Below are 17,159 nucleotides of genomic sequence, written 5' to 3'. Positions count from 1 at the left end.
GAGAGCGAAAATTCGCTCACCCTAATTTATTAAAATAAACTTTATGGCTTATGGACCTTTGGTGAAGTCGCCTTCCCAAGTTGCAGTAAATTGAACTTTAACGTCACCATCCCAGTAACCGTCTGCTAAATCAGAGAATTGAGCATCAGTACCAGCGATTTTTGCAGAAGCAATATTGAACGTGAATTGGCTTTGGCCGCTTACACGCTCTTTACCGTTGTAAGCACCGTCTTGAGCTAAGAAATCAAGACCAGCCGTTGCACCTGTTGCAACGTCAACCATGGTGGTGTCTGTTGAGCTAGTTAAGTCAGTACCATTCCATTTAACACCAACAGTTAATTCACTGTTATCAGAAGTACGTACTAATTTATCGGTGATGATTTTTGAAGTCAGTTTAAAGTCAGTGGCATTTTCTTGACCTTGAATAGTGATATCGAACGCACCATCTTGAGAGTTAAATGCTTTAATACCTTCTGCATAATAGAAAGTTAAAGATTTTAATGGTGTAACAACTAACATACTTTTAGTATCTTTGTATGCTTTCGCATCCCATGAAGCAACAGCACTTGCTTTACGAGTATCAGCTTGAGCAAGAGTTGTTGCACCCATAATAGCAACAGCGAGAACAGCCAATGTCAGCTTTTTCATAAAATATCCTTTAATGATTATCTATAATAGATCGCTTTTATCTTTCTATTAATGAAAGAAACTAAATATATTGATGTGTTTTTTTAAATAAAAGAATTTCTCTTTAAATAATTTCAATGAAATATTTAAAGAATAACTCTTTTATTGATTTTCTTCAGGTTGGTTGTTATTTATTCTTTTTATTAAACCTCCAAAAATAAAAATAATTTACATTTTTGTTTATAAGTAATTAATAGATGAGAATTATTTAATATATTTTAATTTGTAAAATTAAATATAAATATAATTAAATTTTTCATATGGCACTAATCTAAACAATATAGAAAAATAAATTGATGAGAAAATTCCTATAAGTGTTATTCCTTAATTTAAATTCATTAGATTAATTAATGTATTTTGTGTTTATATTCGATTTTTTGTGTTATTTTTTTATTTTTGATTAATTTTTATTATGTTTTTCTATTTTTTGTTATGGTTATTATTTGGAATTTTTAGTTTTTTTTGAATGATTTTATTCTATAATGGATTGTATTTTTTATTTTATATTGATAATTTGCTTATATTTGGATTATAGTTCTTGTGGTGGTTTTAAATTTAAACATTTACTCACCATAAGGGTAAATTTTATTTTCAATCTATAAAATAGGCATGTTTTTTATAAATTAAAAAAATAAATCATCTAATTTTGATTTATATTTTTATATAGAGTGCAATATAATTATTTGATATTAATTATTTCATTGTAAATATATTGTCATTAAAAGATGGGGTGTCTTTTTTTGAATGTATTAAAATGATTGATTCTAAAGTTAAGTAATTAAGGTGAAATTAATATTTTAATAAATCATTGATTTATTTTATATACGGTATTAATTGTGATAGCGTTTTTCGTTGACTTACCCGCACATGACTGTGCGGGTTTTTTTATACGATTAATATGAAAAGAGGTTTATAACGTTATTGGTTCAATAACTAATTCACCCTTATTTGTATCTAATTTTAGCTTTTGAGATTCAGCAACTTTTAATAACGCAGGCCCTAAATTGACTAACATTGGTAAGCGCATTTCCGCCGCGATAATCGCACTGTGAGAGCGACTATCACCTTTTGCTAAAGCAATACCAACTAATTGGCTATCAACCAATTGAATTAAAGTCGAAGGAAAAAGCTCTTTTGCGACCAAAATAGCCGGTTGTGAAGGGGTGAAGCTTGGACGCGTTTTATCTTGTAAATGATAAAGCACCTGATTACGTAGATCACGAAGATCGAGTTCACGCGCACGTAAATAAGGATCGGTGAGGGCGCAATACAGTTGTGTTCTTTCTTGCATTTCATCTGACCAACTTTGTTGGGCACTGATCTTCTCTTCTTTAATGCGTTCAATCACACTCGTTATTAACTCATCATCATCTAACATCATGATATGGCCATTAAAAATAGCACCAATATGCTCACCTAATTTTTGGCTCGCTTTATTGGCAGTCTGTTTTAGTGCTTTTAGCGTCTCTTTTATTGCGAAATTAAGTTTGCCAACTTGAGCGCCAATATCAATCGGTTCAGATAAGTTTTCTATCGGTGATAGCTCTATTTCATGCCAAATAAAAGCAGGGGCTTTAATTTGAGACACTGGGGCTAAAATACCCTTTAATGTGATGGTATTAGAATCAGAAGGCAGCTCTTCACCAAAGCCATTTTTAGCAAGTTCAAGAAAAGCGGCAATCGCTTCATCTTCTTGCTCACCAGAGGCAATTAGCGTTATCTCATCACCTTGGCGAATTTGTATTAATGAAAGCTGATTTAAGCTGAGAGGATTAATACGTCTATCCCCTTTAACTAGTTGGTAATCTGCCTGAAAAGCAGAAAGTACCTCAACTAAAGTAGCAGCCGGTCTTACGTGTAATCCATGAGGATTACGAACAACCCAACTTGCCTCTTTGCCGTGAATTTTGACAGGGGCATTAATATCATTTTTAGGCTGAACGAAATTTTCACCCAGCTGAATTTTCTTTGGATATAAAGAATTTGAAGCTTCTTCAATCACTTTCTCTAATGACGCTCCTGACGATGCGGCGACAACCGCAGCAAGAGTGCCTTCAACTAAGGGTGCAGAGCAGAGGGTGACTTTTTCAGCGAGCTCTGGATCAAGTAACTCAATCGCAGTTTCTGCACTTAATATTGCACTGCCTAAATCCATCATCACAACAATAGATTGTGCTTGAGAAAGTGATTCTATCGCCGTCATAATTTTAACGGCATCAGTACCAATCGCATGTTCTTCATCGTTGATACCTGCGGCAACGGCAAGTTGGCAATGAGCTGGATTAAGCATCTGACTGGCAAGCTCTGCCACACCATCAGCGAGATGTTTACTATGAGAAACAATAACAATATTTATCATGGTAGACCTTTATTGGTTGCTTGTATTGGTTTCTTGGTCAGTTATGCATTAATGCTATTTGCAAGGGCTTGTATCATCAGTACCACAGAAGCACTGCCGGGATCTTTATGTCCGATACTGCGCTCACCTAAGTAGCTTGCTCGTCCTTTTCGAGCTTGCATCGGGATAGTATTTTCAGCGGCTTTTTCAGCGGCAATTTGCGCTTGGTTGAGGGCTTCTTTAATAGAAAGATCCTGTTCATTAGATTGCTTTAATGACTCAACCACAGGCCACCAAACATCACACATGGTTTTGTCATTTGGCTCTGCTTTTCCTCGACTTACAATGCCTTCTACACCTTCTGTTACCATTTCAACGAGTTGATTAAGTTCTAGATTTTGCAATGAAGCTGTGGGTTTAGCTGCACGAATAAAGAAGGTGCCAAATAGAGGACCACTTGCGCCACCAATATTTGAGAGCAATGTCATGCCTGTGGTTTTAAGGATGGTACCAATATCTTGTCCTTCAAATTCAGGTAATTTTTCCTGCACTTTTCTAAAGCCACGGTTCATATTTAAACCGTGGTCAGCATCACCAATTTCACGATCTAAATCCGTTAAATAATCACTATTTTGTTCAAACAGCAGTGCGCATTGTTGTAACCAAAGAATAATTTGAGCGTGAGTTAAAGCCATTTTTTGTTCCTTTTTCTTGTTATTAAAGACTTATTTCACCATCGCAGGTGTATTCACTGGGGCATCCCATAAGGTCAATAATTCGTTATCCACTTTTAATAACGTAATGGAGATCCCTGACATATCGAGCGAAGTACAATAAGAACCAATTAAAGAACGTTCGATGGTTAAGCCAAATTTTTCACAACATTGGGTTAAACGGTTATAAACACCATAAAGCTCAGATTGTGGTGTGGCACCTAAGTTATTAACTAAAACAATGACGCGATCGCCAGATTTTAAAGGCTGTTTTTCTTGATTTTCATCGATCCAAGTGCCGTTTTCACGATCCCAATTGCGGATCACGCGTTGATAGTGACCATTTTCAATTAAGGTATTAAACATGGCATCGACGGTATCATTCAGGGAAGTAAATTTACGACGATCAATACCCGGTTCACCGTGAATACCGACACCAAACTCCATTTCATTTTCAGGTAAAGTAAAAGAGGGTTTCCCTGCTGCTGGAACCGTACAGGCTTCTAAGGCAATACCGATAGAAAAACCATTGTTATTAATGTGATGACCTAATTTAACCAGTTCATCAAGAGAGTCGCCTCTTTCAGCTGCCGCACCCAGTAGCTTTTCGATTAACACGGTATTGGCAACACCACGGCGTCCTGCGGTATATAAGCTATCTTTTACTGCCACATCATCATCAACTAATATCGTTGCGATTTTCACACCATCGTCATGAAGCAGTTCTGTTGCTGTTTCAAAATTCAGCACATCACCGGTGTAGTTTTTCACGATCATTAAAACACCTTCACCGCTATCAATGGCTTTGGCGCAGTCATACATTTTATCAGGTGTTGGTGACGTAAATATTTCACCCGGACATGCACCGTCAAGCATTCCTTTACCCACAAAACCTGCATGCATCGGTTCATGTCCGCTACCACCGCCGGACAATAGAGCAACTTTACCTTTTACTGGAGCATCTTTTCGCGTGACATAAAAAGAGGAGGGATGAAGTTTGATTTCAGGATGGGCTTTTGCAAAGCCTTGTAGTTGTTCAGATAACACATCATCAACTCGATTAATCAGCTTTTTCATCTTAAATGCTCCATTTGAAATTTGTGTTTAGTCTTCAAACCAGAAATAGGGTTTCTGGTTTGGGTGGCTGACAAATTATTTATTAAAGGATTGGCAAACACGGCATCAATAAGCGGTGTTTGTTTTATTTAAAACATAAGAATTATTTTTATTTAGCTTAAAAATGAATCTACATCATTTGTCTTTCTATAAGAATAGGTTAGTCAAATAACCTGTCAGAATGGGAGCAAGATCATAAAAATAAATGAAAAAAAGAGTGTCTATTGGTGATGGTTACATACCTTGCAAAAGAGTGAGTGCCTTCTCTCTCTGTTCTGGAGAAAGGTTTTTAATCACATCTAATAACAAGGTATCTTTGTTTTTTGCACTTGGCATAAGGGTATGACTAAACGTGAGGTTTAAAACAAAGGTATGCCCGCATTCAGGATCACGACAAGCACAATAGAGATCGGATAACTCTTTGTGTTTACGATTACTTTTCTTTATAAGCGCTTTTTCACCGCACTCAGGACAAAAAATAGTTAAGACACGCATATCGCTTTTCTCTTTGCTAAAGGCTATCAGATAGCTTCTATATTAGCTGAAATTTGTATTATAACCAGCCTATTTATTGTTTTTTTATATAAATTTTTGTTTTAAGGCTATTTAAAGATGCTTAAAACAAGTTTGTTTGTTTTAATTGATATGAATAGTTCGGTTATTGACGGATAAGCCTTGATAACCGACGTTAACCGAACAAACTTACTAGCCTGAAATACAAACTTTGTAGATAATAGCTTCACGTTAAATGATACGGAGATAAGCAAGATATTGAATTTATTGTTTATTCTTTTTGTTGATTTTCAGTGTAAGTAAAAAGCAATAGACAAGGATGTCTATTACAAGTTAACAAGGAAGTTAGCAGTAATATAACTGAATCGCCTGTTGTTTACCGCAAATGGATGTTGCGCGTAGTTGAAATAAAAGGAACTTACGTTATCTCAATCGGGAATTTATTCAGTTACACAGGGTCGTGGCTTACTGCTAATTCTTTACAGATTATCTGATGAATGTTGGGAGGTGAGGGTTCTTTTTACGGTTAAAGAGAGTGTAATCAGAGATGAGGTGTATTCATGGATGAATATGACAGCACATTGATATCGTTAGTAATAGTGGGCGCTTTTATTGCATTAGGGAAGATGCTCGTTGCGAATGAAACCATTACATTAAGATTGTTTATCGGCAAAATTATTTTAGGCTCTGCGGTTTCTGTTGTTGCTGGCGCACTGCTTATTTTATGGCCTGGAATTGATTCTGTCGCAGTAATGGGAATAGGCTCAGCGCTCGGTATTGTGGGTTATCAGTTAGTCGAAATCTGGTTACGTAAACGAGGTAATCAATTTTTTTCAGGGAAAGAAAAAGATGATACCAAGTAAAAAGTGCAACACGTTTTCATCATAATAAAAGTCGATAAAGTCAGTTTTGTCTCGAATGACTAAGGAGTTAGGTCATGTTCAACACACAAGCGTTATATGCATGGATTGCACTACTGGCGTTTAGTTTGGGTTGGATTGCTCAAGGATGGCATCGAGACAATATAGCGTTAGAACAACGGATGTTAATAACGCAAATCGAAGATCAAGCAAACATGGATGCTTGTCTTGATCTTCAACTTTTTGTTTATGTATTAGAGGAAAATTATCCCTAATATAAAAGAGGAGATGCTTATTTTACTTAATGAATGTCAGTTCCTGACCATTCTGCAAAGACATTAACATAGCCCTGAGCCTCTACGACACCAATCCAGTCTTCACCTTCCATTGAGAAAAGAGAAGCACTTTCATTCATAGGAAAGGTTAATTGTAAATCGGTACGATAGAAATTGCCTTCTAACTGATAAGGATAAGGCCATGTGGTTTTTGTCCATAATGCTTCTTTTATGGAGATAGGCACATTATCGCAAGCAGTGCGGTTTTTTACTTTTGAGCCACCTTCATCGGTATACGTTAAATAGGCTGAAAAAGGCACATTGATTTTTTTATCTTTAGAACTAAATAAGCAGTAAGACTGACCTCGGATTGTTGTTTTCGGTCCTTCAACGGCGGCAGTAATTTTATTTGCTTGGCGAAATGCACTGGTGGTTACAATATAGTCAAAGGTTAGCGGTGGCTCTTTATCGCCCACTTTTCCTTCTCTATGAGGATTGTTGACTAATTCTTTAGAAACAATACTAATGCCATAATCGCGAGGCTTGATAATAATTGTATTTGATGGTGTAAATTCATAGAACCCTGATTGAGGTACCGCAGTATTGGTAAAGCTAAAGGTAAATAAATCTTGGCTCTTAGAGAGATCAACATTGTTTTTAATTAATTTTTTAAAAAAACTTTTTGTAAAATGAACATAAACGCCACCATTACCAGGAGTGATTAAATAAGAAGCAATGGTTGGTGATGAATAATAATATTTGGTTGAAGTAGGTGTTTGAGAGAGATAAATATCCGTTATGGTTGGTGTAAATGATAATGCGGTCGTATCGACTTTCATCGCCAGTCTCATAACATTTAAGCTTTCGCCTTTTAGCTCATAATCGACCATCTTGCAGACAACATTATCGCCCACAATTTCACAAAATTTAGAGCCTAAGCCTAATACGGCATTACCTTCACTATCGACAAAAATCTCTTGTAACGCATTGGTTGATTTTAGTCTTATATGCCCTTTTTTGGTAATCGCAAAACTTTGCTCATCTACTTTACCGTTTACAGAACGACATGTTTGGCCTAATGCCGGGTTGTAATCATTTTTGGTATAGCAGAAAAAATAATTAAAATTTTCTGTACTACCAACAGGTAAGTTTTGCATATATTGATAAAAAGAATCAGAAAATATCGCTCTAGGAATACCCGCTTCACCGCCATGAGTATTCATATAAGCACGATACATTCCGTTACTTAAAACTTGCTCTGGTCTTTGTATACCATCAGAAGGGCAATCTCTATAGGTTCGCCAGCAACGGTTACCAATAAATGGCATTTTAATTGGAGAGTTTTCTAACCAAATATCAAAGTAATTGTAGAGAGGAACAACACCTGTATATCCCATATAACCTAAACTAAGTTGGTCACTACTATATTTGGTAAAAACGTTAGCACCACTAAAACGGGGGTCCGTTTTTTGTGGGGTAATAAAATATTCGTTATCAATATTGTTTTCAATAAAAACAATATCATTGGTGTAGGTTACTGCATTACATGTGAATGTAGTAAAAAGGGCAAGTATTAATAATAGGTAATGTTTGAACATTATATGCTTTCCTTTAATTCCTGTTTACCAATGTAGTTTGCGGATCACAAATCACATCACCTACCCACAGCACACCCCGAGCTGACGACAGATCTAATTCAGCTTCACAAATTTGTTTATCATCTTGTTGTAATGAAATCACTGGATAACGTTTATCGACATCCATCGCAAACTGCCCTTGGGTATCGGTTTGAGTACGCCCGATATGGTTACGTACTTGTGCACTGGCTAACAGCGTGCCATCAGGTGATTTCATTCGACCAAATACGGTGACCATCTGTTTTAACTCAGGCTGATGTACTGCAACGTTACCCGGATAAAGCACCACGTTTTTCACACGGCCTGAGGCGATATCAAAACTATCTTCACTGTTTTTATCATTCAGCAATTCGACTTTATATTCGGAATAAGGGGAAAGCGGAATAAAGTTATTACTACCCGATAATACAAAGCGCTGACCATTGACGTTAGCGGCAATTTGTCCTTCACCATCAATCCCAGTTTTGACAATCACGCCCGATGTTTCTTGTTTACCACTGGCGGAGAAATTCATATCACTATAAGCCAATGAACCTCGTGCCGTTAATGTGGTATTTAAACGATCATTATTAGGGCGACTCATGGTTAACGTACCGGTACTGTATTTGGTATCAAACGAGCCATAACCACTGACAGAGAAATCACTGTCAGTACCATCTTTATCATGTAACAAAGTGGACATGGATAAACCTGCATTACGAATAGCGGAATCTTCAAAGCTTTTTGATGCAGATAACTCGCCCCGTAGATTACCATTGCTGGAAGAAACACCTGCACTAAGCCATGTTGCTAACGGCAGTGAGAAATCTAAGGTGATATATTTTTCGTTGGTACTGTTTTGGTTATCGTAGTGATAGCGTTGAACACCAGTACGCAAACTCATACTGCCATAACGACCTGTATAAAGTGTAGTTGCATATTCAAAACTGTTAGACTTATTTTTATCTCTTAAATCTTTAGTGTGAGAATAAGTAAATGAGCCTGCATATTCCCAAAATTGAGAGAAATTCAGGGTAGTACCAAAAGAGTAGTTATCAGAGTCATACATAGGAAAATCATCTTTGATATTTCCTTTTTCTCGGTTGACCCATAATGCACCAATCCCTTTAGGCAAGGAGTAATTAGCAGTAAAAATATTACGGTTACTACCATCTTTAGCAATTAATGCCTGCCAACTGGTTGAGAGTGTGTCCGTTAATTGTAAATTACTATTGGTTTCTAATACGGCAAGATTATCAAAAGCATAAGCAGAACCTTGTAGGTTCAAGCCTGAAAATACACCTAATGTAATCGCACCTGCGCCACCAACTAAGATCGTATTATCGCCACTGGTTGTACGATATTCGTTATTATTATTTTTGATACGCTTTTTGTAATCTACATATCCTGAATATAATTCCCAACGGAATTGGTTTAAGGTTGCGCCTTTCATATTGTAAGATTTATTGACAGTTTGGCGCTGCTTAGAGCGAACTTGACCATCAATCACTACTTCGACATCGACTTCATAAATACCAAAAGGAAGTGGTGCGGTATCCACTTCAAAGCTCCCCATTGGGAAATTTTGAATACTTAATAATTTTCCATCGCGATAAATGCGCACTTCACCGGCACTTGGCAAAAAGACCGTAATGGGTGTTAGAGAAAGTTGAGAATGGCTTACTTTAGACGATGAGTTATTACCGTAAGTAACACCATAAACTTTACTGCTGTTAAGTGCTGACATGGAAGCAATAGATTGTAAGTTCCATGTATTTAATAGACCAAAAGCAAGACGGCGACCATTAAAGTCACGTTCAAACATGGCACGATAAAAGTCAAAAGATTGCTCTGCGGTGCCTAAGCCATATGCAGTGGCGCTTAAGTTCAAATGGTTTTCAGCAAAACTCCAAATACTGTCGATTGAAAAATAACTGTTGGTGTTATCTTTTTGCTGTTTCATTTGATTGTTATAGACACCTAAATCATAGGTGGTAACGGAGGAAATATTATCAACGGTTGATTTTCCTAACATTTCCGAACGGGCTTTAACTTGAGTGGCAAGGCCTGCTTCATTAACATCTAACGACATAATAAAGGTACTTAAATCAAAATTAAGCGTAGCATCTGGGGAAAGCACTATCTTATTATTTTGATCAAAGGGTTTATCTTTAAGTTCGTTTAATGATTGGAGGAGTTGCTCATTGATAGAGGCAACTTGTGCATCACCTTCATCGAGTGTTGGAGTCACTGAGTTAATCGTAATTTTATTGTCTTTAAGTACCACTAGTGCATCGGCAATTTTATTACGGCTTTGTTCTTCTAATACAGATTGATTAGAGAGGTTATAACGTAGATAAACAGGGATCGTCATGCCTTCTTCTAACGCAGTTACGAAGACACTAGGAATGATGTAGTTACCCATCTTTAAACTAGACGATTGGCTAAATGCACTTCCAGATAAAAGGCATAAAGCGATACCTAGAGCTATCCCTGATTTACGCACAATGAATCCTTATTAAATTAATTTATAATAATAAAATCATCGTTATGCCAAATACCGACAGTTGCTCTTTTGCTTTGAACATCGACTTGTTTTAACTTAACACCAAGGCCTGGCATGACGTAATAGCGTTCACTACAACGATTATTTTCATTTTTTGTCACGGCATCAGGCATACAATCGCCCGTGGCGACAGTACGGAATGAGCTATTCCCCGTGTTGTAAACAATACGAGTGCTTTTATCGAAACGGTAACTGAAGTTTTCTTGACGTGGGGCGACGACTAAAATGGTGCTTATCATTGCTGATGTGGTCGCAGTTGCTGCTTTTGCGCTCTGTGTTGATCCGGTTTCAGTCACGGGATCATCACGCCAAACTAAGCGATAATAGCGTTCTTGATTATCACTAGGACCTTTATAAAAAATCTTGAAATTTTCTTTGGTTTTTCCGGGTAAAATTAAGTTTGCTGGTGAGATCAAAATCTCATTATTAACTAAAGGGATCACTTTTCCATCTTCTAAAGGCGATGAAATACGCTCAATAGATAATCCGACTAACCGAGCTTGCTCAACGTTATTTTCGATTTCTTTGGCAAGAATAGTTTGATCAGACTGCATTGTTTCAGTAATAGCGCCGACATGGATGGCTGCTGCAAATTGGCTATAAAAAACCAAAGGACTCAAACACGCTAATATTATTTTTTTCATCGTGGATCCTTGAGGGAGAGCGAAAATTCGCTCATCCCGTATTTATTAAAATACTGACTTTGTAACTTATGGTGCTTTAGTGAAGTCGCCTTCCCAAGTTGCAGTAAACTGAACTTTAACGTCGCCATCCCAGTAACCGTCTGCTAAATCAGAGAATTGAGCATCAGTACCTGCGATTTTTGCGGAAGCGATATTAAAAGTGAATTGGCTTTGACCGCTTACACGTTCTTTACCGTTGTAAGCACCGTCTTGAGCTAAGAAATCCAGACCTGCAGTTGTACCAGCAGCAACGTCAACCATGGTGGTTTCTGTTGAGCTAGTTAAGTCAGTACCATTCCATTTAACACCAACAGTTAATTCGCTGTTATCAGAAGCACGTACTAATTTATCGGTGATGATTTTTGAAGTCAGTTTAAAGTCAGTGGCTTTTTCTTGACCTTGGATAGTGATATCGAACGCACCATCTTGAGAGTTAAATGCTTTAATACCTTCTGCATAATAGAAAGTTAAAGATTTTAATGGTGTAACAACTAACATACTTTTAGTATCTTTGTATGCTTTCGCATCCCATGAAGCAACAGCACTTGCTTTACGAGTATCAGCTTGAGCAAGAGTTGTTGTACCCATAATAGCAACTGCAAGAACGGCTAATGTCAGCTTTTTCATAAAATATCCTTCGTAGATTAATTCTTATTACATAATGTTTTTAAATAACAGATATTATTTAAAAATGATCTGTTATTCAGTTATTTAGGCTTTAGTAAAAATACTTATTTAAAATGAATTTTAAATAGACTCATTTTAAATAAAATATATTTTTGAAATGGAAAACTGATTGTTTGAATTTTTGAATGTCAATTCTCTTTATGCTTTTAGTCAATATATTCAAATATGCGAAAAAGAGATAAAGCTAAAATAAGTGCATTTATTCTTTTTTGGATTATTTGTTTTATTTACCAATTTGTCTTGAGGTCAATTCTACAATTTAAAACTTTTATGGGGATAGGATTAATCTCATAGGATTTTCTGCTGCAAAATAAAAATATTAGTGTTTTTAAACTTTATCTCAATTTTTATACGCGTAAATCGAGTTTTTTATCGTTATTAAGTAAAGATAACTTAAGTATTTATGATTACTTATCACTATATAAAAAATTTTATTTATTCTCTTTTTGTTTTTTTTTGTTTTGTAAGGTAATTTTTAGAAATATAAGTCCACTAACTTAGTCTTTTTTGGATTTATTTTGGTGTTTTGTTTGTTTTGTGATGAGTTTCTAATTAACAGATAAACTTTATTATTGGGAGTATCTAAAAATGATTAGTGAATATTGATCTAAATTAATATATGACTGTTACTACAAATAATTCTTATTTAAATAGAGATAAAACTAATAAGAATTCTATTTCTATTCTTAGTTGGATAATAACTTTATAATGTAAATAAAAAGTAAATCAATAATGAAATATTTGTTTTTTGCTCAAAGTGAATATGATTGAAAATAACTATCATAAAATAGCGATGTGACTAAACTGCTCTCTTATGCAATTTAATATAAACAGGGTATTTATAATGATGTGGCGAAGTACTTACTTAAAAAAGAGATAATCAATCAAATAACGGTTTCGACAGAATTTGATAATGTTTGTCTTTTGCAACAGAGCAGCGGAGCGCCAACTTTCTCTGTTTTACATCTAATCGAAAAGAGTATGTAGGGTATTAACAATCAACATGGTTGAGGGAATAAAGATGGATTTCGATATCAGTTATGTTAATACGATTTTTGTTTTGACCTATTAATAATAGAAAATGTGAAGTTGAAATCGATTATTTAGAGACATTTTTTGTTTTTTAATAAGAGTTCAATAATGAAATAATAAATTAAATATTCTATTTGAGCTTTTTTATTTATAAGTGTTTTTAATGTGTTTTCATCTCTATTTTTTATTAATTTGTATCTTTTCGCCAAATTACTCTTTTTTCTAAAAGATGATTTTCATCTTCTTTTTTTGTTTTTTAACTTATTGATTTTAATCTATATAAACAAAATCCAAATAAACTGTTATTATTTCTAAAATTCCAAATATAATTTTGTTTATAACTGTTTTAAAAATATAAATATTTATCTTTAGAATATATATAAAATAAAAAAGTTATTTTTTATTTAGCTAAAGAAATTGAATAAATAACGTGTTATATCAATAGTTCATCAAAGATTAATCTCTATAATTTGGCTTTAAGTTATTAGACGCCAACTTTATCATTATAATAAATCATCAAAATGAACTTTAAACGCTTTATTTTTAAACGACTTATCCAAGTTGTTCCTATGCTTATTATTGTCAGCATTTTGGCATTTATATTAAGCCATATTTCAGCGGGTGATATTGCTGAAATTACCTTACGAAGCAAGGGGATCATTCCAACACCTGACAGTATTGCCGCGGTGAGAACAGAGCTTGGATTAGATAGACCTCTGTATATCCAGTATTTAAGTTGGCTGGCACACACCTTACAAGGTGATTTTGGTACTTCGATTCAATCTGGTTTACCTGTTAGCCAAGAAATTATGGATAGATTTCCTGCAACGTTAAAACTGGCGTTGGTTTCTACGTTATTTGCCATCATTTTATGTGTCCCTATCGCGTTAGTTTCTGTGCGTTTTAAAGATACACCGATTGACCACGGCATTCGTTTTTTAACCACGGTTGCTGCGACCTTACCTGATTTTTGTCTCGGATTATTATTACTGTATATCTTTGCGATCCAATTGCATCTTGCGCCAGTGATTGCAGGCGACAGTATGCAAAATATTCTCTTACCTGCTTTAACGCTCAGTGCAGGGTATGCCGCCATGTATACCCGTATTTTACGTAACAACTTAATTGAAGTGAGTTATACCGATTATATTCGAGCGGCTAGAGCAAGAGGATTAGGTAAAACAGCAGCCCTTTTTCGTCATGGTTTAAAAAATGCCGTTTTGCCTTGTATTACGTTAATTGGCGTGAATTTTGGTAAGTTGTTAGGCGGGCAATTTGCTTGTGAAACCATTTTTTCATGGAATGGTATTGGCAAATTTGCCGTAGATAGTATTCGCCTTAAAGATTTGCCTGTTATTCAAGGATATATCGTTGTTGTGGCGGTAACCTACATTGTTATTAACCTTTTGATAGACGTGTTGTATGTGTTTATCGATCCTAAAATAATGATGGAGTGATAACCATGCAGCCGAATTTTTTGCAGCGATTTTTACAACAACGTTTAGCAATGACTGGCGTGGTGATCATCCTCTTTCTCATTATTTTGGGTGTTTTTGCTCCTTATTTAGCCCCTCATGATCCTTATTTGACTAACGTTAAATTAAAACTGATGAGTGCTAGCGTTGATTATCCATTAGGAACGGATCAACTAGGCCGTTGTGTCTTTTCACGCTTAATTTATGGGGTCCGCACCAGCCTTTCGACAGCGGTACTTGCCACTGCATTAATGCTTAGTATTGGTATTCCATTGGGAATTTTAGCGGGATATGTAGGAGGCAAAACCGATAACTTGATTATGCGTCTTGTTGATATCGCATCAACATTTCCATCCAGTTTATTGGCATTGGCGGCGATTGGGATCACAGGTCCCAGTTTAATGACGATCCTATTGGTATTTATTACCCTTTGGTGGGCACCTTTTGCCCGTATTATTCGTGGCTCTGTTATTGCATTAAAAGAGAAAGATTTTATTCAAGCGGCTATCTCTGTCGGTTCACCTCATCGCCGTATTATATTTCATCACATTATTCCTAATGCCATGTCATCTATTATTGTTCTCGCCACATTACGTATTGCGGCGGTTATTACGCACGTTGCGGCATTTTCATTTATCGGTTTAGGCTCACAACCACCTATTGCAGATTGGGGAGTGATGCTCAGTGATAGCCGACAATATATGACGCAATATCCGATGATGATTATCTATCCTGCACTTGCCATTATGCTGTCAGTGTGGGCGCTAAATATGATTGGTGAAGGATTAAATGATGTCTTACAAAACAACGCTAAAGCCTTAGATTTAAAAAAACAGGAGGAGATTTAAGATGTGCTCTAAACCTGTTTTATCCGTCAAAGGGCTGACGACCGTTTTCCAACAACAAAAAAGTGAGTTTGTAGCGGTAAATAATATCGATCTTGATCTCTATGCCGGAAAAATAACGGCATTAATTGGAGGATCGGGAAGTGGTAAATCAGCTACGGCACTCTCTTTAATGAATTTAGTGGATAAGCCCGGAAAGGTTGTTTCGGGTGAAATAACGTTATCTGGTGAAGTGATTTCAAATAAAAGCGAAAGGCAGTGGCGAAATATTCGCGGGCAGAAAATTGCCATGATTTTCCAAGAGCCAAGAAGTGCATTAAATCCAACCATCAAAATAGAAAAGCATTTTGCCGAATCACTATCCCCTTTATGGCGAAAAAAATCGAAAACAGAAAAGCGACAACGATATAAAGATATTTTATCTCGCCTTGGATTAAGCCATGCAGATGAGTTGTTAAATAAGTACCCATTTGAGTTAAGTGGCGGTATGTGTCAGCGCATTATGGTAGGTATGGGGTTGTTATCAGAGGCGCAAGTTGTTATCGCTGACGAACCGACAGCGTCTTTAGATCTCACAACGCAAGCGGCTATTTTATATGAAATTGATCGTTTGAAATCATTGGGGATCGCCATTTTGTTGATCACGCACGATCTGGGTATTGTGGCGCAAATGGCAGACAACGTTTATGTGATGTATCAGGGCAATATTGTGAGTTCGGGAAGTGTGACTCAACTTTTTGATGAGCCTCAACATGAATATACCCAGCGTTTATTTTCAACAATAAAGCAGGGGAAATAAGATGCCATTAGTCGAAGTCAAAAACCTGTCTAAATATTATAAAAAAAATGGTGTCACAACCTGTGCGGTTGCCAATGCCTCATTTTGTATTTATCGAGGCGAAACGTTAGGTGTTGTTGGGGAATCTGGATGTGGGAAAACCACGCTTGGCAAATTATTACTGAAATTAGAACAAAGTGATGAGGGCGTTATTACGTTTTCAAAACAGGCGATCACAGATTTTAGTTTTAAACAGATGCGCCAAATTCGCCAAAATATGCAGATGATCTTTCAAGCCAGTGCAGATGCTTTTAATCCTTATTTTACCGTAGAACAAATTATTGCTGAGCCATTAATTAATTATAAACACCTTACTCGCCAAGCGCGTCAGCAACTAATCAGTAAAACATTAGAGTTAGTCGGTTTAGATAGCTCTTTTTTATCAAGACATTCTGATGCGTTATCCGGTGGACAAAAACAACGGATTGGTATTGCAAGAGCACTCGTGCTTGAGCCTGAATTTGTGGTGTGTGATGAGATTGTTTCGAGTATTGATTTTGCTTTAAAACAGCAAATCCTTACGTTAATTAATACCCTTAAAAAGACATTACAACTGACCTATCTGTTTATTTCTCATGATATCTCCGCGGTTAACTTTGTCAGTGACCGTATTATTGTGATGTATCTTGGTCATATTGTTGAAGTTATTCCTAAAATGGATAACCGTGTTCAACACCCATATAGCCAAACTTTATTATCTGCCGTATTACCGACTCATCCTTCACAACGCACGCCTTTTAAACAACAAATCTACACTGATGCACCTAAAACACTCACAGGGTGCCCTTATTACCATCGTTGTGTAAATCGACAAGATATCTGTAAGCAACAAACACCCTCTTTGATAGAAATTGCATCTGATCATTGGGTTGCATGTCATCAAATAATCAATTGATAACAATAAGATAGAAAGAG

The 17,159-nt window shown here is 36.0% G+C and carries 15 protein-coding genes; 6 read left to right on the top strand and 9 right to left on the bottom strand.

Going from position 1 to position 17,159, the window contains the following annotated elements; genetic code table 11:
- Window positions 1-48: 48 nt before the first annotated feature.
- The 5 genes from ecpA (D7029_RS15940) to D7029_RS15920 all read right to left on the bottom strand — a co-directional run bounded on the left by ecpA (D7029_RS15940) (window position 49) and on the right by D7029_RS15920 (window position 5,349).
- The gene (gene ecpA / locus D7029_RS15940) at window positions 49-648 is read right to left on the bottom strand and encodes a common pilus major fimbrillin subunit EcpA (RefSeq protein WP_194951215.1); all 600 of its coding nucleotides are present in this window, start codon (window positions 646-648) and stop codon (window positions 49-51) included.
- Between the two features lie 949 nt (window positions 649-1,597).
- Window positions 1,598-3,046: a dihydroxyacetone kinase phosphoryl donor subunit DhaM gene (gene dhaM, locus D7029_RS15935; protein WP_194951214.1), complete on the bottom strand. Its 1,449-nt coding sequence runs from the start codon at window positions 3,044-3,046 to the stop codon at window positions 1,598-1,600.
- A gap of 41 nt (window positions 3,047-3,087) precedes the next feature.
- The gene (gene dhaL / locus D7029_RS15930) at window positions 3,088-3,720 is read right to left on the bottom strand and encodes a dihydroxyacetone kinase subunit DhaL (protein WP_194951213.1); all 633 of its coding nucleotides are present in this window, start codon (window positions 3,718-3,720) and stop codon (window positions 3,088-3,090) included.
- Window positions 3,721-3,750: 30 nt separating this feature from the next.
- A complete protein-coding gene (gene dhaK / locus D7029_RS15925) occupies window positions 3,751-4,815 on the bottom strand; it encodes a dihydroxyacetone kinase subunit DhaK (RefSeq protein ID WP_194951212.1) in 1,065 nt (354 codons plus the stop codon).
- 273 nt (window positions 4,816-5,088) lie between these two features.
- A complete protein-coding gene (locus D7029_RS15920) occupies window positions 5,089-5,349 on the bottom strand; it encodes an ogr/Delta-like zinc finger family protein (protein ID WP_023582814.1) in 261 nt (86 codons plus the stop codon).
- A gap of 578 nt (window positions 5,350-5,927) precedes the next feature.
- Between D7029_RS15920 and D7029_RS15915 the strand changes: the two genes are divergently transcribed.
- Together D7029_RS15915 and D7029_RS15910 are read left to right on the top strand one after the other, a co-directional pair.
- On the top strand, window positions 5,928-6,230 hold the full coding sequence (locus D7029_RS15915; RefSeq protein WP_109394151.1) for a phage holin family protein: 303 nt from the start codon (window positions 5,928-5,930) through the stop codon (window positions 6,228-6,230).
- Between the two features lie 74 nt (window positions 6,231-6,304).
- On the top strand, window positions 6,305-6,502 hold the full coding sequence (locus D7029_RS15910) for a hypothetical protein (RefSeq protein WP_165122375.1): 198 nt from the start codon (window positions 6,305-6,307) through the stop codon (window positions 6,500-6,502).
- A 26-nt stretch (window positions 6,503-6,528) separates the two neighbouring features.
- On the opposite strand, the gene D7029_RS15905 is transcribed toward D7029_RS15910, so the two are convergent.
- The 4 genes from D7029_RS15905 to ecpA (D7029_RS15890) all read right to left on the bottom strand — a co-directional run bounded on the left by D7029_RS15905 (window position 6,529) and on the right by ecpA (D7029_RS15890) (window position 11,994).
- Entirely contained in the window at window positions 6,529-8,100 is a 1,572-nt protein-coding gene (locus D7029_RS15905; RefSeq protein ID WP_194951211.1) for a fimbrial protein, read from the bottom strand.
- Between the two features lie 13 nt (window positions 8,101-8,113).
- A complete protein-coding gene (locus D7029_RS15900; RefSeq protein WP_194951210.1) occupies window positions 8,114-10,624 on the bottom strand; it encodes a CS1-pili formation C-terminal domain-containing protein in 2,511 nt (836 codons plus the stop codon).
- A 17-nt stretch (window positions 10,625-10,641) separates the two neighbouring features.
- Window positions 10,642-11,328, bottom strand: coding sequence for a hypothetical protein (locus D7029_RS15895; protein ID WP_194951209.1), 687 nt, complete (start codon window positions 11,326-11,328; stop codon window positions 10,642-10,644).
- A 66-nt stretch (window positions 11,329-11,394) separates the two neighbouring features.
- Window positions 11,395-11,994, bottom strand: coding sequence for a common pilus major fimbrillin subunit EcpA (ecpA, locus tag D7029_RS15890; protein ID WP_194951208.1), 600 nt, complete (start codon window positions 11,992-11,994; stop codon window positions 11,395-11,397).
- 1,613 nt (window positions 11,995-13,607) lie between these two features.
- On the opposite strand from ecpA (D7029_RS15890), the gene D7029_RS15885 reads away from it, so the two are divergent.
- The 4 genes from D7029_RS15885 to D7029_RS15870 are packed head-to-tail and all read left to right on the top strand — an operon-like array spanning window position 13,608 to window position 17,139.
- Entirely contained in the window at window positions 13,608-14,543 is a 936-nt protein-coding gene (locus tag D7029_RS15885; protein WP_088494600.1) for an ABC transporter permease, read from the top strand.
- Between the two features lie 5 nt (window positions 14,544-14,548).
- Window positions 14,549-15,409: an ABC transporter permease gene (locus D7029_RS15880; protein ID WP_194951207.1), complete on the top strand. Its 861-nt coding sequence runs from the start codon at window positions 14,549-14,551 to the stop codon at window positions 15,407-15,409.
- Window position 15,410: 1 nt separating this feature from the next.
- A complete protein-coding gene (locus D7029_RS15875; protein ID WP_194951206.1) occupies window positions 15,411-16,205 on the top strand; it encodes an ABC transporter ATP-binding protein in 795 nt (264 codons plus the stop codon).
- 1 nt (window position 16,206) lies between these two features.
- Window positions 16,207-17,139 (top strand): oligopeptide/dipeptide ABC transporter ATP-binding protein, encoded by a 933-nt coding sequence (locus D7029_RS15870; RefSeq protein WP_194951205.1) that lies wholly within the window; start codon window positions 16,207-16,209, stop codon window positions 17,137-17,139.
- Window positions 17,140-17,159: the final 20 nt, after the last annotated feature.

This window comes from Proteus vulgaris (assembly GCF_016647575.1).
Lineage (GTDB): Bacteria > Pseudomonadota > Gammaproteobacteria > Enterobacterales > Enterobacteriaceae > Proteus > Proteus mirabilis_B.
Note: the sequence above shows the minus strand (reverse complement) of the source record. Positions and strands in the feature narration are given on the sequence as shown.